General features: G+C 56.1%; 21 protein-coding genes. 12 read left to right on the forward strand and 9 right to left on the reverse strand.

Going from position 1 to position 20777, the window contains the following annotated elements; all coding sequences use genetic code 11:
• Positions 1-46: 46 nt before the first annotated feature.
• Positions 47-517, forward strand: coding sequence for an anti-virulence regulator CigR family protein (locus tag QN378_RS17560; RefSeq protein ID WP_322205973.1), 471 nt, complete (start codon positions 47-49; stop codon positions 515-517).
• A gap of 146 nt (positions 518-663) precedes the next feature.
• Here the strand turns inward: QN378_RS17560 and QN378_RS17565 are convergent, their stop codons facing one another.
• Complete coding sequence (locus tag QN378_RS17565; protein WP_322205974.1) at positions 664-1614, reverse strand: choline sulfate utilization transcriptional regulator; 951 nt, start codon at positions 1612-1614, stop codon at positions 664-666.
• Between the two features lie 114 nt (positions 1615-1728).
• Here QN378_RS17565 and betC point away from each other — a divergent pair, with 114 nt between their 5' ends.
• The 3 genes from betC to QN378_RS17580 all read left to right on the forward strand — a co-directional run bounded on the left by betC (position 1729) and on the right by QN378_RS17580 (position 5936).
• On the forward strand, positions 1729-3234 hold the full coding sequence (gene betC / locus QN378_RS17570) for a choline-sulfatase (RefSeq protein ID WP_322205975.1): 1506 nt from the start codon (positions 1729-1731) through the stop codon (positions 3232-3234).
• Between the two features lie 39 nt (positions 3235-3273).
• Positions 3274-4194 carry a choline ABC transporter substrate-binding protein gene (choX, locus tag QN378_RS17575; protein ID WP_322205976.1) on the forward strand — a complete coding sequence of 307 codons (921 nt, stop codon included), beginning with the start codon at positions 3274-3276 and terminating at the stop codon, positions 4192-4194.
• 173 nt (positions 4195-4367) lie between these two features.
• Positions 4368-5936 (forward strand): SulP family inorganic anion transporter, encoded by a 1569-nt coding sequence (locus QN378_RS17580; RefSeq protein WP_322205977.1) that lies wholly within the window; start codon positions 4368-4370, stop codon positions 5934-5936.
• Between the two features lie 12 nt (positions 5937-5948).
• Here the strand turns inward: QN378_RS17580 and aroE are convergent, their stop codons facing one another.
• From aroE to QN378_RS17595, 3 genes are all read right to left on the reverse strand, one after another.
• Entirely contained in the window at positions 5949-6773 is an 825-nt protein-coding gene (gene aroE / locus QN378_RS17585; RefSeq protein WP_322205978.1) for a shikimate dehydrogenase, read from the reverse strand.
• A gap of 119 nt (positions 6774-6892) precedes the next feature.
• Positions 6893-7807 carry an oxygen-dependent coproporphyrinogen oxidase gene (gene hemF, locus QN378_RS17590; RefSeq protein ID WP_323550806.1) on the reverse strand — a complete coding sequence of 305 codons (915 nt, stop codon included), beginning with the start codon at positions 7805-7807 and terminating at the stop codon, positions 6893-6895.
• Positions 7804-7977: a hypothetical protein gene (locus tag QN378_RS17595; protein WP_323550805.1), complete on the reverse strand. Its 174-nt coding sequence runs from the start codon at positions 7975-7977 to the stop codon at positions 7804-7806. The genes hemF and QN378_RS17595 overlap by 4 nt, the downstream gene beginning before the upstream one ends.
• Here QN378_RS17595 and QN378_RS17600 point away from each other — a divergent pair.
• Entirely contained in the window at positions 7971-8948 is a 978-nt protein-coding gene (locus QN378_RS17600; RefSeq protein WP_322205980.1) for an NADPH:quinone reductase, read from the forward strand. The genes QN378_RS17595 and QN378_RS17600 overlap by 7 nt on opposite strands.
• A gap of 9 nt (positions 8949-8957) precedes the next feature.
• Here QN378_RS17600 and QN378_RS17605 read toward each other — a convergent pair whose 3' ends face one another.
• From QN378_RS17605 to QN378_RS17615, 3 genes are all read right to left on the reverse strand, one after another.
• Positions 8958-9515 carry an L-threonylcarbamoyladenylate synthase gene (locus QN378_RS17605; RefSeq protein WP_322205981.1) on the reverse strand — a complete coding sequence of 186 codons (558 nt, stop codon included), beginning with the start codon at positions 9513-9515 and terminating at the stop codon, positions 8958-8960.
• A gap of 39 nt (positions 9516-9554) precedes the next feature.
• Complete coding sequence (gene dprA / locus QN378_RS17610; RefSeq protein ID WP_322205982.1) at positions 9555-10673, reverse strand: DNA-processing protein DprA; 1119 nt, start codon at positions 10671-10673, stop codon at positions 9555-9557.
• Between the two features lie 124 nt (positions 10674-10797).
• Positions 10798-11823: a LysM peptidoglycan-binding domain-containing protein gene (locus QN378_RS17615; protein WP_322205983.1), complete on the reverse strand. Its 1026-nt coding sequence runs from the start codon at positions 11821-11823 to the stop codon at positions 10798-10800.
• Between the two features lie 146 nt (positions 11824-11969).
• Between QN378_RS17615 and def the strand changes: the two genes are divergently transcribed.
• The 3 genes from def to rsmB are packed head-to-tail and all read left to right on the forward strand — an operon-like array spanning position 11970 to position 14793.
• Positions 11970-12473 carry a peptide deformylase gene (gene def / locus QN378_RS17620; RefSeq protein ID WP_322205984.1) on the forward strand — a complete coding sequence of 168 codons (504 nt, stop codon included), beginning with the start codon at positions 11970-11972 and terminating at the stop codon, positions 12471-12473.
• Between the two features lie 44 nt (positions 12474-12517).
• Complete coding sequence (gene fmt, locus QN378_RS17625) at positions 12518-13477, forward strand: methionyl-tRNA formyltransferase (RefSeq protein ID WP_322205985.1); 960 nt, start codon at positions 12518-12520, stop codon at positions 13475-13477.
• On the forward strand, positions 13474-14793 hold the full coding sequence (rsmB, locus tag QN378_RS17630; protein WP_323550794.1) for a 16S rRNA (cytosine(967)-C(5))-methyltransferase RsmB: 1320 nt from the start codon (positions 13474-13476) through the stop codon (positions 14791-14793). Before fmt ends, rsmB begins: the two co-directional genes overlap by 4 nt.
• Positions 14794-14836: 43 nt before the next feature.
• Here the strand turns inward: rsmB and QN378_RS17635 are convergent, their stop codons facing one another.
• Both QN378_RS17635 and QN378_RS17640 read right to left on the reverse strand, forming a co-directional pair.
• The gene (locus tag QN378_RS17635) at positions 14837-15724 is read right to left on the reverse strand and encodes a lysophospholipid acyltransferase (RefSeq protein ID WP_322205987.1); all 888 of its coding nucleotides are present in this window, start codon (positions 15722-15724) and stop codon (positions 14837-14839) included.
• Positions 15725-15762: 38 nt separating this feature from the next.
• Positions 15763-16314: a DNA-3-methyladenine glycosylase I gene (locus QN378_RS17640; RefSeq protein WP_322205988.1), complete on the reverse strand. Its 552-nt coding sequence runs from the start codon at positions 16312-16314 to the stop codon at positions 15763-15765.
• Between the two features lie 79 nt (positions 16315-16393).
• Between QN378_RS17640 and glyQ the strand changes: the two genes are divergently transcribed.
• The 4 genes from glyQ to QN378_RS17660 are packed head-to-tail and all read left to right on the forward strand — an operon-like array spanning position 16394 to position 20752.
• Positions 16394-17341 (forward strand): glycine--tRNA ligase subunit alpha, encoded by a 948-nt coding sequence (gene glyQ, locus QN378_RS17645; protein WP_299828526.1) that lies wholly within the window; start codon positions 16394-16396, stop codon positions 17339-17341.
• Positions 17338-19392 (forward strand): glycine--tRNA ligase subunit beta, encoded by a 2055-nt coding sequence (gene glyS / locus QN378_RS17650; RefSeq protein ID WP_323550795.1) that lies wholly within the window; start codon positions 17338-17340, stop codon positions 19390-19392. The genes glyQ and glyS overlap by 4 nt, the downstream gene beginning before the upstream one ends.
• Before the next feature lie 18 nt (positions 19393-19410).
• The gene (gmhB, locus tag QN378_RS17655; protein ID WP_322205990.1) at positions 19411-19950 is read left to right on the forward strand and encodes a D-glycero-beta-D-manno-heptose 1,7-bisphosphate 7-phosphatase; all 540 of its coding nucleotides are present in this window, start codon (positions 19411-19413) and stop codon (positions 19948-19950) included.
• Between the two features lie 31 nt (positions 19951-19981).
• On the forward strand, positions 19982-20752 hold the full coding sequence (locus tag QN378_RS17660; RefSeq protein ID WP_322206970.1) for a lysophospholipid acyltransferase family protein: 771 nt from the start codon (positions 19982-19984) through the stop codon (positions 20750-20752).
• The last annotated feature ends 25 nt before the right edge of the window (positions 20753-20777 follow it).

Genomic DNA, 20777 nt, shown 5'->3' on the forward strand with positions numbered 1-20777 from the left:
GGCGGCTTAGAACCCTTTTTGCTGACCGAATTTCGAGGATCGAGAAATGAAACTGCCAACCCGTTTAGTTGCAGGCCTGGGGATCATGATGATCATGAGCGCCAGTCCGTTGTTGCACGCCGATGACCGTGATCAGCACGATCACGGACGTGGAGGCGACAATCATCAGGACGAAAATTACCGAGACGACAATCACGGCCATGACGGCCATGACGACCGCCATTATGACCATGATGAACACGGTCCACGCCGGCCGCCGGAGAACTTCGACGAGGCACGTCGCAGCTTCCATGATCACCATGAGTACTTCTCCCGGGGTCGGCCATTACCGCCAGACATCCGATTGGAGCGTGGCCGCCCACTGCCTTATGGTTACGGCGAACCGATTGACCCGCGCGCACTTGAACAGTTACCTCGTTACGAAGGTTATGAATGGCGCCGGGTAGGGCCGGATGTGGTGCTGGTCGCAATTACCACAGGCGTCATTTACACCATTTTGGATAACGTGCTGAATTGATCCTGCGCCCGACGCAGACTCACTGAGCCAACACGCGGGCGAGACGGCAGATTTTGATCATCGCAACTGGCCTCTCGCCTTGCTTTTGTTTCGCGTAAGCGCCGCGTCGAAGGCGCAGGCAGCCTCTCCTACAGAGAAAAATACGCCTATACAGCAATCGACGGCAACGTCCGTCCCGCCAGCGAATCGCCGCTTTGCGCCTGCTCCGTCGCCAGCCAATCGACAAACTGTTGCACCAGTTGCACCCGGCGTTTGCGTTGCGGCAAAACTACGTAATAGCCGCACGCTGAGATGGCGGTAGCAGCGATGGGCCTGCAAAGTAGATTTTGTTCTAGCAAAGCATCCACTAGATGCCGCCAGCCGATGGCAACTCCTTGGCCGGCAATAGCGGCTTGGATCAACAGCGTGTAATTGTCGAAGCGCAACTGGCCTGGGGCCGGAGCCTGGCGCAAATTGAGTTCACGGAAAACTCCGCTCCAATCAAACCAATTACTGCTGCCCTCACCGCGTAAATGCAGCAAGGGAAGGTCAAGCAACGCTTCAGTCGGCAACGGTAATGTCCTGCCTGCTACCAATTGCGGGCTGCACACAGGAAACACTTCTTCACTGAACAACCAACGGCTTTCGCCCTGCTTAAAACGCCCGTCACCGAACAATACCGCCACATCGACATCAGCCCGCAGCATGTTATGGCTACGCTCACTGGTAACCAAACTGACGTCCACGTCCGGGTTAGCTTTGTGGAAGCGATGCAAGCGCGGCATGAGCCAATAAGCCGCAAACGCAAAGTCGGTGGCTACCTGTAACACTTCGTGCTGACGCTGTGCAGTAATCGCATGTAATCCACCATCGATGGACTGCAAGCCCGACTGCACGTAGCTAAACAAAACTTCGCCCGCTTCGGTTAGCTCAATGCCCCGGTAGATGCGGTCAAACAATCGGGTCGTCAGTTGTTCTTCGAGACGCTTGATCTGCTGGCTGACCGCAGGCTGAGTGGTGCCCAGCTCAACCGACGCAGCGGTAAAACTACGATGTCTGGCAGCGGCTTCAAACGCCCGCATCAAATCCAAAGACAAACCACCAAGGGCTTCATACATAAGCTGAACTTATCCTAGGCATTGTTTGGCATGGGCTTTACCGCTAAGTCCATGGGTCGCATTCTCAGGTCCAGCACTCTCGCATAAATTTTCACTATGGAATGCCGCGAATACATGAAGCGCAAGAATATTCTTTTTATCATGGCCGATCAGATGGCCGCGCCGATGTTGCCGTTTTACGCCTCATCTCCAGTCAAAATGCCGAATTTGAGCCGCCTCGCCGCTGAAGGCGTGGTGTTCGATGCCGCCTACTGCAACAGCCCGCTGTGTGCCCCCTCTCGATTTACCTTGGTCAGCGGTCAATTGCCAAGCAAGATCGGCGCCTACGACAACGCTGCCGATTTTCCAGCTGACATACCGACCTACGCCCACTATTTGCGAGGTTTAGGCTACAAAACCGCACTGTCCGGCAAGATGCACTTCTGCGGCCCGGATCAGTTGCACGGCTACGAAGAACGCCTCACCAGTGACATTTACCCCGCCGATTACGGTTGGGCTGTGAACTGGGACGAGCCGAATGTCCGACCTAGCTGGTACCACAATATGGCGTCGGTGCTGCAAGCCGGGCCATGCGTGCGTACCAATCAGTTGGATTTCGATGAAGAGGTGGTATTCAAGGCACAGCAGTATTTGTTCGATTACATCCGTGAAGATGGTGATGCGCCGTTCTGCCTGACCGTTTCCATGACTCACCCGCACGACCCGTACACCATCCCGAAACCGTTCTGGGATCTGTACGCCGACGAAGACATACCAATGCCGCCCGCCCACGCCGATCAGGCGGCGCTGGACCCACATTCGCAACGTCTGCTCAAGGTCTATGATCTGTGGGACAAACCGATGCCTGTGGATAAGATTCGCGATGCCCGTCGCGCCTACTTCGGTGCGTGCAGCTACATCGACAGCAACATCGGCAAGCTGCTACAAACTCTCGAAGACGCTGGCCTAGCCAACGACACTATCATCGTGTTTTCGGGCGACCACGGGGACATGTTGGGCGAACGTGGTCTTTGGTACAAAATGCACTGGTTTGAGATGGCCGCACGCGTGCCATTGCTGGTCTACGCTCCAGGCCAATTCACCGCGCGTCGCGTAGGCTCAGCCGTCTCCACCGCCGATTTGCTTCCAACCTTCGTGGCGTTGGCCGGGGGCGAGTTAGATGCCGGTCTACCGCTTGATGGTCGTTCGCTAGTACCGCATTTGAATGGTGAAGCCGGACACGACGAAGTGTTTGGTGAATATATGGCTGAAGGAACGATTAGCCCGCTGATGATGATTCGTCGCGGCGCCTATAAATTCATTTATTCAGAGCAGGATCCGTGCATGTTGTTTAATGTGCACAACGATCCCAAGGAGCTGGAAGAGCTAAGCCAGTCAACGTCTCATCAACAGTTGTTCACTGCGTTTCTGGCCGAAGCACGGGCCAAATGGGATATTCCGGCGATACACCATCAGGTGCTCGCCAGCCAGCGTCGTCGACGTTTTGTCGCCCAATCGCTGGCAATCGGCAAGCTGAAGAGTTGGGATCACCAGCCGCTGGTAGACGCCAGTCAGCAATACATGCGCAACCATATCGACCTCGACGATTTGGAGCGTAAGGCACGTTATCCACAACCTTAACCCTGCCAAAATCAAAAAAAACCAAAGGGGCACAACCAAATGAAGTTATCCACAACACTGGCGGTCGGGTTTATTGCTTTGACCAGCGTTTCGGCCTTCGCCGCTGATCAGAGCTGCAGCACGGTAAAAATGGCTGATCCCGGCTGGAGCGATATTGCGGCTACCAATGCGATTACCGGCTTCTTGCTCGATGGTATGGGTTACAAAGCCAAGGTGGACACACTGGCTGTACCGATCGCCTACGGTGGCCTCAAGGACGGCCAAGTGGATATATTCTTGGGTAACTGGATGCCGGCCCAGCAAGGTTTCTATGACAAGTTCATTGCCAATGGCGAAGTCACTCAACTGACCAAAAACCTGGATGGCACCGAGTTCACCCTCGCCGTGCCGGATTACGTCTGGGACGCAGGCGTACACAACTTTTCCGATCTGAATAAGTACGCTGATAAATTCGGCAAAAAAATCTACGGCATTGGCTCCGGCGCACCGGCCAATATTTCGCTGGCGACCATCATCAAGAAAAACGAGTTTGATCTGGGCCAGTGGAAACTGGTTGAGTCCAGCGAACAGGCAATGCTGGCCGAAGTCGCTCGCAACGTGAAGAAAAACACCTTTGTAGTGTTCCTTGGCTGGACGCCGCACCCAATGAACGTGCAGATGAAAATGCACTATCTCAAAGGCGGAGAGGCGTATTTCGGCGACACCGGCAGCGTGTTCACCCTGACTCGCAAAGGTTATGCCGATGCGTGCCCGAACGTCGGCAAGCTTCTGACCAACCTGAGCTTCACGCAAGAGATGGAAAACAGCATCATGTCTGAAGTGGTGAGCAAGAAAATCACCAACGCAGAAGCGGCCAAAGCCTGGATCAAAGCCAACCCTGCTGTTCTGGAAAAATGGCTCGACGGCGTAAAAACCATCGACCAGAAAGACGCGTTGACTGCTGTAAAAGCAAAGTTGTAACGGTAAAAGCTTCGCTGGCAAGCCTGCTCCTACAGGTATGGGCTGTGTGCCCCATATCACATAAGAGCGAGCTTGCTTGCGATTGACTGCCAAGCAGTCACCACACACCGTGACCCTGCATCGAAATGGCTAAAATCCCACTTTCACGCTTTTGTAAAACCACTGAGAGATTCATGGGTTGGTTCAACCGCCACACACTCTTTCCGTTCCTGGATTGGCTTCCCCGACAAACCCGCGCCAGTGTTGGTAACGACGCGCTCGTAGGCTTGAGTGGGGCAATTCTGGCACTGCCGCAATCCATCGCTTATGCCTTGATCGCAGGATTACCGCCGGAGTACGGTCTTTATGCGGCCATTGTTCCGGTATTGATCGCCTGTTTGTGGGGCTCGTCGTTTCACTTGATATGCGGGCCCACTGCGGCAATTTCTATCGTGCTCTACGCGAGCATCAGTCCGTTGGCGGTACCCGGCAGTAACGATTACATCACACTGATTTTGCTGCTGACGTTCATCGGCGGGCTGTTTCAATGGCTGTTGGGGTTGCTACGTTTCGGGGCGCTGGTGAACTTCGTTTCACATTCAGTGATATTGGGTTTTACCTTGGGCGCCGCCGTAGTGATCGCGCTGGGCCAGCTGCCGAGCTTTTTGGGGTTGGAGGTGAGCAGCCAATCCACCGCGCTGAAAAGCATATCTGCCCTGCTTGAACATCGGCGGGAGATTGACTCTTCATCGCTGATCCTCGGCGCCCTGACCCTGGTCGTCGGTGGGACCCTGAAATACTTTCTCCCACGCTGGCCAACCTTGTTGATTACGTTGTCAGGTGCCGGTTCTCTGGTGTGGCTATGGCCGGAAAAGTTTGGGCAGGTGCAACTGGTCCATGCGTTTGTCGGGCATTTACCACCTTTCAGCGCGCTGCCGCTGGACGTGGAGCTGATTCTAAAATTACTGCCCAGCGCCGTCGCGGTGGGCATGCTCGGGCTGGTGACCAGCCTGTCTATTGCTCGCTCGCTATCGACGCGCTCACAACAATTACTCGATGCCAATCAGGAAGTCCGCGCCCAAGGTCTGTCGAACATGGTCGGCTCGTTATTTTCTGGGTACCTCTCGGCGGGTTCGTTCACGCGCGCGGCATTAAGTTATGACGCCGGCGCGCGTTCACCATTGGCCGGAGTGTTTTCGGCCTTATGGGTAGCGCTATTTGCGCTGTGCGGCGCATCGTTGATTGCGCACATTCCGATTCCAAGCATGGCTGCATCAATTCTATTGATCTGCTGGGGCTTGGTTGACCGTCGCGGTATTCGCGCACTGTTTCGTGTGAGTCGGGCGGAGTTTGTGGTGATGGCGTTGACCTGCCTGGCCACGTTGCTATTGGAGTTGCAAACGGCGATTTACGCGGGCGTGCTGGTCTCACTGTTCTTCTATCTCAAGCGCACCTCGCAGCCGCGAGTCCAGCAGTGGCGCGACGGCGATGATGATATTTTGCGGGTGGGCGGATCGATTTTCTTTGGCGCCAGCCACTACCTGCAGGTCCGTTTGCAAAGCAGCAAAGGCCTGCGCGTGGTGATCGAAGCGCAGCAAATCAACTTCATCGATTACTCCGGCGTTGAAATGCTTCATCAAGAAGCCCGCCGTTTACGTGGCCTAAACCGCAGCCTGACGCTGAAAAGCGCCCGGCCGCAGGTAGTCGATGAACTGCGCAAGCTGGAAGGTGCCGATAAATGCCCGATTCTGTTTGTCGACTAACGCCTTAGCTCATCAGGTGCTGGCCAACTGGCGCCGTAATTCAGCCAATACTGGCGCTGTGTGCGGACGCATCCCGCGCCACAGGTAGAACGCTTCGGCCGCTTGTTCGGCAAGCATGCCCAAGCCGTCCAAAACGTTGGCCGCGCCATGGTCCGTGGCCCAACGGCAGAATGGCGTAGGTTCTTTGCCATACATCATGTCGTAGCAAACGGTATGCCCCTGCTGGATCAAACTGGAGGTAATCGGCGGAACCTCACCGGCAAGACTGGCGGAGGTTGCGTTGATAATTACGTCAAATGACTCCTCCAGCCAATCAAAGCCACTGGCAAAAACTGGCCCTAAATCGGTGAATTCCTGGGCAAGTTGCTCGGCTTTTTCAACCGTACGGTTAGCGATCACCAACACCGCTGGCTTCTCGGCCAACAATGGCTCCAGCGCGCCCCGTACCGCGCCGCCCGCACCGAGCAACAGGATACGCTTTCCCTTCAAAGCCACGCCGGCATTCACGGTCAGATCCCGCACCAGCCCGGCACCATCAGTGTTATCGCCCAACAGGCGACCGTCTAAACCTTTGCGCAAGGTGTTCACAGCACCCGCGCGTTGCGCACGTTCAGTCAAGCTGTCTGCGAAACGAAAAGCCTGCTCCTTGAACGGCACGGTGACGTTGGCACCGCATCCGTTTTCAAAGAAATTCTTTGCACAACCGATGAAGTCATCCAGCGGCGCTAGCAAGGTGCTGTATTCGAGCTGCTCTCCCGTTTGCTTCGCGAACAAACGATGAATCAGTGGCGATTTGCTGTGGCCTATGGGGTTACCAAAAACGACATAATGGTCCATGGAAAACTTCCTGATTCGGTCTTTGTGGCGTTTGGACTGAGGCAGTCACTATTGAATCAGCTCCCACAGGTGAATCACCTGAATGACCGAACTCACTTGGAAAATCAAGCCGCGGCCTATCAGGCCAGCGCCAACCAATCCCGGTCCTGCAAGAAGTACTCAGTCAGGCGCGCTTCTTCGGTGCCCGGTTCAGCCTTCCAATCGTAGCTCCAGCGAACTTGTGGCGGCAGCGACATTAGAATCGACTCGGTACGGCCACCCGATTGCAGACCGAATAGAGTGCCCCGGTCGTAGACCAAGTTGAACTCGACATAACGTCCACGGCGAAATTCCTGAAACTCACGCTGCTTCTTTGTGTAGGCCATGTTTTTACGACGTTGAATGATGGGCAAATATGCGTCGATGTAAGCGTCGCCGATGGCACGAACGAAAGCAAAGCTGGTATCAAAATCCCACTCATTCAAGTCATCGAAAAACAGGCCGCCAATCCCGCGCGGCTCGTTGCGATGCTTAATATGGAAATAGGTGTCGCACCAGGCTTTATAACGGGGATAAACATCGGCCCCGAACGGCGCGCAAGCCTGTTCGGCAATACGGTGCCAGTGAACGCAGTCCTCTTCAACGGCGTAGTACGGGGTCAGATCGAAGCCGCCACCAAACCACCAGACCGGTTCTTCGCCTTCTTTTTCGGCGATGAAAAACCGCACGTTCGCGTGGGATGTTGGCACATGAGGGTTGTGCGGATGAATCACCAGCGACACGCCCAACGCCTCGAAACCACGCCCGGCCAACTCAGGCCGATGTGCGCTGGCGGACGGCGGTAAGCCGCTGCCGAAAACGTGAGAAAAATTGACCCCACCTTTTTCGATCACATCACCGTTTCCGATGACGCGGGTGCGCCCGCCTCCACCTGCTGGCCGCGTCCAGGCATCTTCAGCAAAGCGTGCGCCGCCATCTTCGCTTTCCAGCACATTGCAAATTCGGTCTTGCAGGTCGAGCAAGTAAGCTTTTACAGCGTCGGTGCGGGTTGTCATCGGGTCACCTTGTAACGTCGTTGAACCGTGAGGATCAGCGGGGCTGGCAAATTGGCGCTTAGCATACCATTGGCCATATGGCTGACGCTGTTGACGGGGATCAAGGGATCGGGTCCGATGGCTACCTGCATTTCTTGTTTCAATTCATCACCGGAGAGAACAGATGGCAAAGCGTATCCAGTTCAGCATCATTGGCGGCCCCGAGGTTCTTGAATATGTGGAGTTCGAACCCGCCGAACCAGGTCTTCAGCAAGTCCGCGTGCGCACCAAAGCGATTGGCCTGAACTTCATCGACACTTATTTCCGTAGCGGTCTTTACCCGGCACCGTCAATGCCGTCCGGCCTGGGCACAGAAGGAGCGGGCATCGTCGAAGCGGTTGGTAGCGACGTTCGCCAGTTCAAGGTCGGCGACCGCGTGGCTTACGCAAGTGGCCCCTTGGGCGCTTACAGCGAGGTGCATGTTCTTCCAGCCGCGAACCTGGTGAAACTGCCGGACTCGATCAGCTTTGAACAAGCGGCTGCGGTAATGCTCAAGGGCCTGACCGTGCAGTATCTGTTTCACCAGACATATGCGCTTAAGAGCGGCGAAACCGTGCTGTTTCATGCAGCAGCTGGCGGCGTAGGTTCTCTGGCGTGCCAGTGGGCGAAGGCCTTGGGCGTTAAACTGATCGGCACGGTCAGTTCCGCTGAGAAAGCGGCGCATGCCAAAGCGCTGGGTGCCTGGGAAACCATCGATTACAGCAAAGAAGACGTGGTCAAGCGGGTTCTCGAGTTGACCGACGGCAAGAAATGCCCGGTGGTGTACGACGGCGTTGGCCAGGATACTTGGCTGACCTCGTTGGACAGCCTCGCGCCGCGCGGTCTGTTGATCAGCTTCGGCAATGCGTCAGGGCCAGTGGCAGGGGTCAATCTTGGCATTCTTGCGCAAAAAGGCTCGCTGTACGTCACGCGCCCAACGCTGACGACCTACGCCAACAATGCGGAAAACCTGCAAACCATGGCCACCGACGTATTCGCCCTGATCGCCGAGGGCAAGCTCAAGGTAGATGACATCCAGCGCTATGCACTCAAAGATGCCGCCAAGGCGCACATCGAACTCAGCGCACGTCGCACTACGGGATCGACCATTTTGATTCCTTGATCTTACGACCTAACCCGGGCGAACGGTTTCGCCCGTCACCAGGTCTCGAATCAGACTCGGGTGCTTACGGCCGCCCAACAGACCGCCGAGCACCAAATCAATCTCTCCTCGAAAATACTGCTCCACTCGAATGCGCGTCCGGGCCGCCGGACGCCCAGCCGGATTGGCGGATGTCGAAATCAACGGCCCGACCAACGCACACAACTCACGTACCTGTGGATGATCACTCACGCGCAACGCGACTGTGTCATGAAGACCCGTGATCCATTCGGGTAACAGGTCTTGATGCGGCACCAGCCATGTAGTGGGTCCAGGCCAAGTCGCAGACATGCGGTCGAGCCAGGTTTCCGGAAAATCTTCGAGCAGAAAATCGAATTGGCGAATGTTATCGGCTACCAAAATCAGGCCCTTATCCACGGGACGCGACTTGATTGCTAACAACCGATATACCGCGTCTTCATTCCACGGATCGCAGCCCAAGCCCCATACCGCCTCGGTTGGATAGGCAATCACCGCGCCCGCTCGAATTTCTCGTGCGGCTTGCTGCACACGCCAACTGCTAACCATTTGCGCCATCTCCGAGTAACAACTGCGCGCAGTTTAACCTCAGCACGCACGAGCAAACCATCTCCCGGCCTCACCACTTATATGCCCTTCAAGCTCTAGCTCGGTCAATGCAGCCAATACCTCGGGCAATGACCAGCCGATTGAGAGCGCCAGCGCCTCGCTGGTATGCGGCGCGGCATGTAATAAGTCGAGCAAGGGATGACGTACTCGTTCGGCTGTAGCGACCGTGGACGTCGGAATAGCACTGGCTACGGTTTGCCAGCCGCGTAAGGCCTCGATGATGTGCTCGACGGTTTCTACTAGCACCGCACCGTCACGAATCAGTTGATGACAACCGCGTGCGCCTGGGTGGTGAATTGACCCCGGAATGGCATACACCTCACGTCCTTGCTCGGCGGCCAAGCGTGCAGTTATCAGCGATCCGCTGCGCACACTGGCTTCGACCACCAACACCCCAACCGACAAGCCGCTGATGATTCGATTGCGTCGGGGAAAGTTGCTAGGTTGTGGCCCGGCGTCTAGGGGAAACTCGGAAATCACAGCGCCACCTTGCGCGCACATGGTGGCGGCAAGCTGCCGGTGACGCTGTGGATAAAAATTTTCAATGCCTGTGCCAAGCACGCCAATCGTCTGCCCGCCAACGTCCAGCGCACCTTGGTGGGCGGCGCCGTCAATACCCAGCGCGAGGCCGCTGGTGATGACAAAACCCGCGCCAGCCAGACTTCGGGCAAACGCAGTGGCGGTGTCCAGTCCCGGCTTGGAAGCACGCCGACTGCCAACCATACCTATTTGGGGCCGTTCGAGAATTCCGGCGTCACCGGCCACGAACAACAGCGGCGGAGCGTCGGGAATTTCAGCGAGTAACGCAGGGTAGTGAGGGTCGTCCCACATCAACAAATGCTGGCCGGGACGCTCAAGCCAGGCCATTGCAACACCGGCGCCATCGCGTACGTTCGGACAGCGACGAGCATCGGCACAGGCGCTAGGAATTCTCAAAGCCCGCCACGCGCTGGCCGGCGCACTGAGCGCCGCCGAAGCCGAGCCAAATGCGCTTATCAGCCGATGAAAGCGTTTCGGCCCGACCTCCGGTAGACGATGTATACGCAGACGCGCTTCGAGTTCAGCGGGTGGAACAAGAGCGGTTTCGAACAATGGCATAGATCTTCCTTGATCCTATTGCGCTTCATCTTTGGCACGGACACCCTGTGGATAACTCTGTTAGTAACTATTTGATAAGTTCATGCCCTGTGGAAAAAACACGCTCTTATTCTGAAACATAGCTCTACGGGTTTCGCACCTTGTCCATGACCGCCAAGGAACGCGTGGCATGAAGTATCAAACCATAGCTGAGCTTTTCATAAGTGCGAAAAATCATAAGTAACCCCGAGCGTTCGTCCGGGATTTTTATTCGTTCGCCGGACACGTCGTCGCGCACCTGTTCACCCGTTTTATAGATCGCCAGCACGTTGCCTTCGACCAAACCATCACGTCTGCCTTTGTTTAAAGTTACTACGTCAAACACACCAATCTGCGTTACACCCCGCGGTACATCGACGATCAAGCCATCAATCTTAGTGCCTGGCGAACTGGGAAAAAAAGTCGAATTGATCGGCCGCTCCTCACTCGTAAACAAGCGATCCGCCAGCCGTACTTCTTGAGTGGAGCGCCGCAGTATCAGGGTTGCGACGTCCCCTTCATGGGCGACGACTTCGGCGCTACCAATGTCATCGGCATTAATTCCTAGGACAGCTCCGGTCACAGGATCGATGTAGGTCTTACCTTGACGGAAAATCCCATATACCAAATGGTTCGAGTCGAAATTACCCCGGGCATAAACCCGGTCGCCCACACCGCTGAGGACACTTTCTGCGTTACCGGCGACGATGTAAGGGGCGTTTATGAACGCTGACGTATCATCGACAATACGGTTGCTCAGTAAGTAACTGTTAATAACGCCCAGCGGTATGCTCGGGATCGCTTCAGCCATCGGCGTAGTGCGGACGCGTGGCGACAGCTTGATGGTCCCACGTGACTCACCGCGGTTAACCACCAGACGCGGCTGCCCATCCACGTAGATCAACGTCAGCTTGTCGCCGGGATAAATCAAATCGGGGTTGGCAATCTGCGGGTTTTGCTTCCAGATTTCCTTCCATTTCCAAGGTTCACTCAGAAATTTTCCCGAAATATCCCAAAGCGTGTCGCCTTTAACGACCGTGTAATTCTCTGGATGACCGTCCCGCAACTGCACTTGCGCCTGACTAAGGCCAGCGCAGGCCAAGAGCAGCAGGGCGAGTAGTGATTTCCTCATACGGTGAATCCCTTTATCATATGGCTTCCTGTGAAACAGTCAGAGTCCCAGAGGCTTGGGTTTCGCTAGATTGCCAGCTTCGACCTTTGGTCAGAAGCCTGGCCGCCGACTTTCGACTTTACCCTACAAGTGCAGCTCTAACGTATATGGCTATTTTAAACATCCTTGAATTTCCCGATTCGCGCCTGCGCACCATCGCCAAGCCGGTGGCCGTGGTCGACGACGGCATTCGCCAGTTGGTCGATGACATGTTTGAAACCATGTACGAAGCGCCAGGCATTGGGCTGGCGGCCACCCAAGTTAACGTTCATAAACGCATCGTGGTCATGGACCTCAGCGAAGACCGCAGCGAACCGCGGGTTTTCATTAACCCGCAGTTCCAGATCCTCACTGAGGAGATGGAGCAATATCAAGAAGGCTGCTTGTCGGTGCCAGGTTTTTATGAAAACGTTGACCGCCCCAATAAGGTAAAGGTTACGGCTTTAGACCGAGACGGCAAGTCTTTCGAGCTGATTGCCGAAGGGTTGCTGGCTGTGTGCGTTCAGCATGAGTGCGATCACTTGAACGGCAAATTATTTGTCGATTACCTGTCAAATCTCAAGCGCGATCGAATCAAAAAGAAGTTGGAAAAACTGCACAAGCAGGCTTGATCCAACTTAACCCTATAGGGTCCGCATTTATTTAAGAGAAAACCATGACCGAGCCACTGCGCATCGTCTTCGCCGGCACCCCGGAATTTGCCGCCGAGCACCTCCAGGCTTTGCTCGACAGCCCCCATCAGGTAATCGCGGTTTATACCCAGCCTGATCGCCCGGCTGGCCGTGGTCAGAAACTGATGCCGAGCCCGGTCAAACAGCTCGCGGAGCAACACGGCATCGTCGTTCTACAACCGCCGACGCTGCGCAACGCCGAGGCTCAGGCCGAAATGGCCTCACTCAAACCTGATTTGCTGGTAGTGGTCGCTTACGGCCTGATCCTGCCGCAAGTGGTGCTGGATATCCCACGCTTGGGTTGCATCAATAGCCATGCGTCGCTGCTGCCACGTTGGCGTGGCGCGGCGCCGATTCAGCGCGCAGTCGAAGCCGGTGACGCCGAAAGCGGCGTGACGGTGATGCGTATGGAAGCAGGCTTGGACACCGGACCGATGCTGCTAAAAGTCATCACGCCGATCACGGCTGAAGACACTGGCGGCACTCTACATGACCGTCTTGCCAAACTCGGTCCTCTAGCAGTGCTTCAGGCCATTAGCGGTCTGACAGATGGGACGTTGCTCGGCGAGGTTCAAGACGATGCACTGGCAACCTACGCCCACAAACTAAATAAAGACGAAGCGCGCATCGACTGGAGCCGACCGGCCATCGAGCTTGAACGACTGATTCGTGCCTTTAATCCATGGCCGATCAGCCACAGCACGCTTAACGGTGAGTCGCTGAAAGTGCTGTCCGCCAGCCTCCACGAAGGGCAGGGCACACCAGGTGAAATTCTATCGGCCAGTAAAGACGGGCTGATTGTGGCCTGTGGACAAAACGCTTTGCGCCTGACGCGTTTGCAGCTACCTGGGGGCAAAGCGTTAAATTTCGCCGACCTGTTCAACAGCCGTCGTGAGAAATTCGCCGAAGGCACCGTCCTCGGTGCTGTGGTGACTAAACAATGAACCCGCGTCTCGCCGCCGCAAAAGCACTCGCCGTAGTCCTCAGCGGCAAAGCTTCACTGAATAGCTCGCTGCCAAAACAACTGGATAACGTTGAAGCCCGTGATCGTGGGTTAACCCAGGATCTGGCCTTCGGCACGGCGCGTTGGCAACCAAGGCTGTCTGTGCTGGCAGCGAAACTGCTTCAAAAGCCGTTCAAAAGCGTTGATGCCGATGTTGAAGCGCTGTTGCTGGTGGGGCTCTATCAATTGCTCTACACGCGTATTCCGGCGCACGCCGCCATTGGTGAAACCGTGGGTTGCGCCGACAAACTGAAAAAACCATGGGCCAAAGCGCTGATCAACGCCGTGCTGCGCCGCGCGCAACGGGAAAGTGAAGCGCTGTTTGTCGAACTGGAACATGACCCAGTGGTTCGCACCGCACACCCCCGCTGGTTGCAAAAAGCCTTGAAGGCGTATTGGCCGGAACAGTGGGAAGCTATCTGCGTGGCCAACAACGCTCATCCACCGATGATCTTGCGGGTCAATCGCCGTCACCACAGCCGTGACGCGTACATGCAACTATTACAGAGCGCAGGCATAGACGCTCACGCCTGCACGTTCAGCCAGGACGGCATTGTGCTGAGCGAGCCATGCGATGTGCGTAACTTGCCGGGCTTTGCTGAGGGCTGGATCAGTGTTCAGGACGAAGCAGCGCAGCTGGCGGCGGACCTACTTGAGTTAGCCCCAGGCCAGCGGGTACTTGATGCCTGTTGCGCGCCAGGCGGCAAGACCTGTCACCTGCTTGAAGTCCAGCCGCAATCGGCCGGCGTGGTCGCAGTGGACCTGGAAGCCAAGCGTCTGGTACGGGTGAAGGAAAACCTGGAGCGTCTAGGCCTAAGCGCCGAACTGATCGCCGCAGATGCCCGCGAGACTCAGCAGTGGTGGGACGGCAAACTGTTCCAACGTATCCTGCTCGATGCGCCGTGTTCCGCTACGGGGGTGATTCGCCGCCACCCAGATATCAAGCTCGCCCGTCAGGCCGACGACATCCCGGCTCTAGCCAAGCTGCAGGGTGAACTGCTCGACGCGTTGTGGCCAACCCTAGACGTCGGCGGCATCCTGCTCTACGCCACCTGTTCAACGTTGCCAATGGAAAACACTGAAGTGGTCGACGCGTTTCTTGCCCGGACATCGAGTGCACGAGAGTTGGACATCGCCGGGCAGCTCGGCCAACAACCACCCGGTTTGAAGCAGCCGCATGGTCGTCAGCTGCTGCCTCAAGAGGGCGGTCACGATGGGTTTTACTACGCCAAGTTGATCAAGATCGCAGCGGATTAAATAATCCTTCTGTAGATCCACGGCCCGGCGGTTATCTTGTCTTTCAATACCAGCGCTCTTCCCCAGCCGGGCGCCTTCTGAAGCGCTTCATCGTCCACATGTACTGGCTCGGATAAGCCCGCACGTACTTCTCGACGACTTTGCTCATGGCCGCCACTGACGTGGCGGTGTCGGTGCTGTACATCGCTTCCGGTGCAGCTTCCAGAACCACTTTGTAGCCGGAACCATCGGGCAGGCGCATGGCGTGGAGGAACACGCCGACTGCTTTACCGCCAGCCAACATATTCGGCACAAACTTGCTGGTTAACGCCTGAACAGCAAAGAACGGTACAAAGATCCCCGCAGACTCAGCCGGCTCGGGGTCAGCCGGAATACCCACCGAACCGCCTTTACGCACCTCTTTGATGACGCTGAGAATCCCTTCCTTGGTCGACGCGGCCACGCGGTTGCCCAACTGCACGCGCTGTTTGCGCAGCAAGTCATCCACAGCTTTGAGCTTGGGCGGACGATAAAAAATGATGGGTTTGCACTGGTTGCAGTAGAAGTGGTTCAACACCTCCCAGTTGCCCAAGTGGCTAGTGATGCCGACCACGCCCTTACCCGACGCCAACGCCGCTTCCAACACTTCAAGCCCTTCGACTTCGCGCACCAGATCAATCGACTTCTGAGCGGGCCAAATCCAGGCACAGGCGCTTTCAGTCAACGTCTTGCCGATGTCCATCAGGCTGCGGCCAACCAATTGCTCGCGCTCGACCGAGTCCATTTCCGGAAAGCATTTGGAAAGATTGATGCGCACGATTTCACGTGAGCGATTGGGGGTTTTCCACATCAGCCAACCAATAGCCGCGCCAACCCACTGCACCACTCGCCATGGCAGCAACGCAAATAACCGTAAAAGCCCAACTAGAAGGGCACCTTTAAACTTATCCACAAATCACTCCTGAATTCGCAAGGCCACCATTGTAACCATCAGCGGCCGAGGACGGCGTATCGATCACAGTCCAGGGTGTGATCCATGACCATGCCCGAGGACTGCATGAAAGCGTAACAAATGGTCGGCCCGACGAAGGTAAAACCCGCTTTCTTCATTGCTTTGCTCATCACCTCCGCTTGCGGTGTGATTGCCGGGACTTCGCTGCGGTCTTTAAAGTGGTTGGTCTTTGGCTCGCCGCCAACAAAAGACCATAACCAAGTCACTGGGTCGTCTTGCGCCAACCAGGCTTGAGCGTTGCGCCGCGCGGCGTTGAGCTTCAGACGATTGCGAATGATGCCCGGCTCAAGCATCAGTGTTTCCAGGTACTCGTCGCTCATCTGCGCAATTTTGTGCACGTCAAAGCCGAACATGACTTCACGATAACGAGCGCGTTTCTTCAAAATCGTGATCCATGAGAGCCCTGCTTGGAACCCTTCGAGCAATAACAACTCGAAGAGCTTCTGCGCATCGCGCAAAGGCACTCCCCACTCTTGATCGTGATAATCGATATACAGCGGGTCTTCGTTGCACCAAAAGCAGCGTGGCATAAGCCTCCAAGGGTCGAGCCGCAGCCGAATCGGGTATACTCCCGCTCTTTAAATCGCAGCCCCAGTACAGGTGAATTTCGTGAGCCAGCCTACGCCAGCCGTGCGTACCTTCCAAGACTTGATCCTCGCCCTCCAACAATACTGGGCCGAGCAAGGTTGCGTGGTACTTCAGCCCTACGATATGGAAGTCGGCGCCGGCACATTCCATACAGCGACGTTTCTGCGCGCCATCGGCCCGGAAACCTGGAACGCTGCATATGTTCAGCCCAGCCGTCGTCCTACCGACGGTCGTTATGGCGAAAACCCGAACCGCTTGCAGCACTACTATCAATTCCAGGTGGTATTGAAGCCGAACCCGGACAACTTTCAGGAGCTGTACCTCGGCTCCCTGAAGCACGTCGGCCTCGATCCCTTGGTGCATGACATTCGTTTCGTCGAAGACAACTGGGAGTCGCCCACACTGGGTGCCTGGGGTCTGGGCTGGGAAGTCTGGCTCAACGGTATGGAAGTCACGCAGTTCACTTATTTCCAGCAAGCAGGTGGCATTGAGTGCTACCCGGTCACCGGCGAAATCACTTACGGCCTTGAGCGCCTGGCGATGTACCTGCAGGGCGTCGACTCAGTCTACGACCTGGTGTGGACCGACGGCCCGTTCGGCAAAGTGACCTATGGCGATGTGTTCCATCAGAACGAAGTTGAACAGTCGACCTATAACTTCGAACACGCCAACGTCGAAAAACTGTTTGAGCTGTTCGACTTCTATGAAAGCGAAGCCGCGCGCCTGATCGAGCTTGAGCTGCCATTGCCAAGCTATGAAATGGTGCTCAAGGCATCGCACACGTTCAACTTGCTGGATGCGCGCCGGGCAATCTCGGTCACCGCACGTCAGCAATACATTTTGCGCGTCCGCACGCTGGCTCGTTCCGTTGCCCAGGCTTATTTGCTGGCCCGCGCCAAACTGGGCTTCCCGATGGCGCCGCCTGGTATCCGTGACGAAGTGCTGGCTAAGCTGGAGGCTGCACAATGAGTGCTCAAGATTTCCTGGTTGAATTGGGCACCGAAGAACTGCCTCCAAAAGCCCTGAGCATTCTGGGTGACGCGTTCCTGGCCGGTATCGAAAAAGGCTTGCAAGCCGCCGGCCTGAGTTTCACCGCCAAACATGTTTACGCTGCACCGCGTCGTCTGGCCGTGTTGATCACGCAACTGGCGACACAGCAGGAAGACCGCAGCGTTAATCTGGACGGGCCGCCACGTCAGGCCGCGTTCGACGCCGACGGCAATCCAACCCAAGCCGCACTGGGCTTCGCCAAGAAGTGTGGTGTTGAGCTAAGCGAAATCGATCAGAGCGGGCCAAAACTGCGTTTCAGCCAGAACATCGTTGGCAAACCCACGATCAGTTTGCTGCCTACCATCGTTGAAGACTCGCTCAATGACCTGCCAATTCCGAAACGCATGCGTTGGGGTGCACGCAAGGAAGAATTCGTTCGCCCAACCCAATGGCTGGTGATGCTGTTCGGTGATCACGTGATCGACTGCACGATCCTCGCTCAAAAGGCCGGTCGCGATTCCCGTGGTCACCGTTTCCATCACCCGGAAAACGTGCGTATCACCTCGCCTGCCAATTACTTGCAAGACCTGCGTGCTGCTTATGTATTGGCTGACTTTACTGAGCGCCGTGAGCTGATCAGCAAGCGTGTTGCTGAACTGGCCACCCAGCACGAAGGCACTGCCATCGTGCCGCCAAGCCTACTCGACGAAGTCACCGGGCTTGTCGAATGGCCGGTGCCACTGGTGTGTTCGTTCGAAGAGCGCTTCCTTGAAGTGCCGCAAGAAGCCTTGATCATCACCATGCAGGACAACCAGAAATATTTCTGCCTGTTGGATGCCGAGGGTAAGTTGCTGCCGCGTTTCATTACCGTGGCCAACATCGAAAGCAAAGACCCGGCGCAAATCGTGTCGGGTAATGAGAAAGTGGTTCGCCCGCGCCTCACTGATGCTGAGTTCTTCTTCAAGCAAGACAAAAAACAGAAGCTGGAAACCTTCAACCAACGCCTGCAAAACGTCGTTTTTCAGGCGCAGTTGGGCAGCGTGTTCGACAAAGCCGAACGTGTTTCGAAGCTTTCAGCTTTCATTGCTTCGCGCATCGGCGGCGACGCACTGCGCGCCGGCCGTGCAGGTCTGCTGTCGAAGTGTGATTTGGCGACTGAGATGGTCGGCGAATTCCCGGAGATGCAAGGCGTTGCCGGTTATTACTACGCCACGGCAGACGGCGAGCCTGAAGACGTTGCGCTGGCCTTGAACGAGCAATACATGCCGCGCGGCGCCGGTGCTGAACTGCCAAGTACCCTGACCGGTGCAGCAGTGGCAATTGCCGACAAGCTCGACACCCTGGTCGGAATTTTCGGTATTGGCATGCTGCCCACCGGTAGCAAAGACCCGTATGCGCTGCGCCGCGCTGCATTGGGCGTGCTGCGGATTCTGATCGACAAGAAACTGGACCTGGATCTGGTGCAGACCGTGGCGTTTGCCGTTAGCCAGTTTGGCAGCAAGATCAAACCAGCTGGCTTAGCCGATCAAGTGCTGGAATTCATCTTCGACCGCCTGCGTGCGCGTTATGAAGATGAAGGCGTTGATGTTTCTGTGTACCTGTCAGTACGCGCACTGAAACCAGCGTCAGCCCTGGATTTCGATCAGCGGGTTCAAGCCGTTCAAGCGTTCCGCAAATTGCCTGAGGCCGCAGCCCTGGCCGCTGTGAACAAGCGTGTGTCGAACCTGTTGAGCAAAGCGCAGGGCGGGATTTCCAGCGCGGTCGAACCTAAATACTTCGATAACGCCAATGAGTTCTCGCTGTATTCGGCGATTCAACAAGCCGACCAAGCTGTTCAACCGATGGCCGCTTCGCGTCAGTACACAGAAGCTTTGGGCCGTCTGGCGGCACTGCGCGAACCGGTTGATGCGTTCTTCGAAGCGGTAATGGTCAATGCAGAAGACGCCAGCGTGCGCGCAAACCGTTATGCATTACTGGCTCGCTTGCGCGGCTTGTTCCTCGGCGTCGCCGATATATCGTTGCTGGGCTAACGCAAGGGGCTGACAGGCGTGAAGTTGCTGATTCTTGATCGGGACGGGGTGATCAACTATGACTCCGACGCTTACATCAAATCGGTGGAAGAATGGCTGCCCATTCCCGGCTCGATGGAGGCTATCGCGCAATTGAGCAAAGCCGGCTGGACGGTGGCAGTCGCCACCAACCAGTCGGGAATAGCCCGCGGGTTTTACGACATCGCCACCCTTGATGCGATGCACGTGCGATTGCGTGAATTAGTGGCAGAGCAGGGCGGCGAAATGGGTTTGATCGTGTATTGCCCACACGGCCCCGACGACGGCTGCGATTGCCGCAAGCCAAAACCGGGCATGCTCACCACTATCGCCAGGCATTATTCGGCTAATCTGGCGGGTGTGTGGTTTGTTGGCGACACCAGGGGTGACTTGGACGCGGCATTAGCCGTCGACTGTCAGCCCGTGTTAGTGAAGACCGGCAAAGGTTTGAGGACGATGAATACTCCTTTGCCTGCCAGCACATTGATTTTTGACGATCTGGCGGCAGTTGCCGCGGACCTTATTCAACAGCGTAAATAGACGGGCGATGCCCGCAACGGTAAAAGCACTTATGTCGATCATGCAGGCAATCAGAACCTTCTTCTTTTACCTGCTGCTGGGCACCAGTTCACTGCTGTGGTGCACGCTGAGTTTCTTCATTGCCCCGTTTTTACCCTTCCGCATGCGCTATAGGTTCATCAATGTGTACTGGTGCCGCTGCGCGTTGTGGCTCACCAGGGTGTTTCTCAATATCCATGTAGATGTAAAGGGTCAGGAAAACGTCCCGCAGCAGCCATGCGTAATTCTTTCCAATCACCAAAGCACATGGGAAACCTTTTTCCTCTCGGCGCATTTCGAACCGCTAAGCCAGGTACTCAAGCGTGAATTGTTGTACGTACCGTTTTTTGGATGGGCCATGGCCATGTTACGGCCCATCGCAATCAACCGCGACAACCCTAAAGCGGCGCTTAAGCACGTCGCCAAGCGCGGGGACGAGCTGCTAAAAGATGGCGTCTGGGTACTGATCTTTCCGGAAGGAACCCGCGTTCCGTTTGGCCAAGTAGGTAAGTTTTCACGCGGCGGAACAGCACTTGCGGTAAACGCAAATCTTCCCGTGCTGCCCATTGCGCACAACGCCGGTAAGTATTGGCCGAAGGAAGGATGGGCCAAGAGGGCCGGTACCATTGAAGTCGTCATTGGCGAACCGATGTATGCCGAGGGAACTGGTCCTAGAGCCATTGCAGCGCTCAACGAACGCGTTCAAGCTTGGAATGAATCAACTCAACGGGCAATGGGTTCGGTAAACGCACCCTTGGTGAGCGGAGAAAATGCAGTCGTCTGATTTTGTGGATAACCTGTGCACCAAT

This window comes from Pseudomonas sp. 10S5 (assembly GCF_035019745.1).
In the GTDB taxonomy this organism is placed as follows: domain Bacteria; phylum Pseudomonadota; class Gammaproteobacteria; order Pseudomonadales; family Pseudomonadaceae; genus Aquipseudomonas.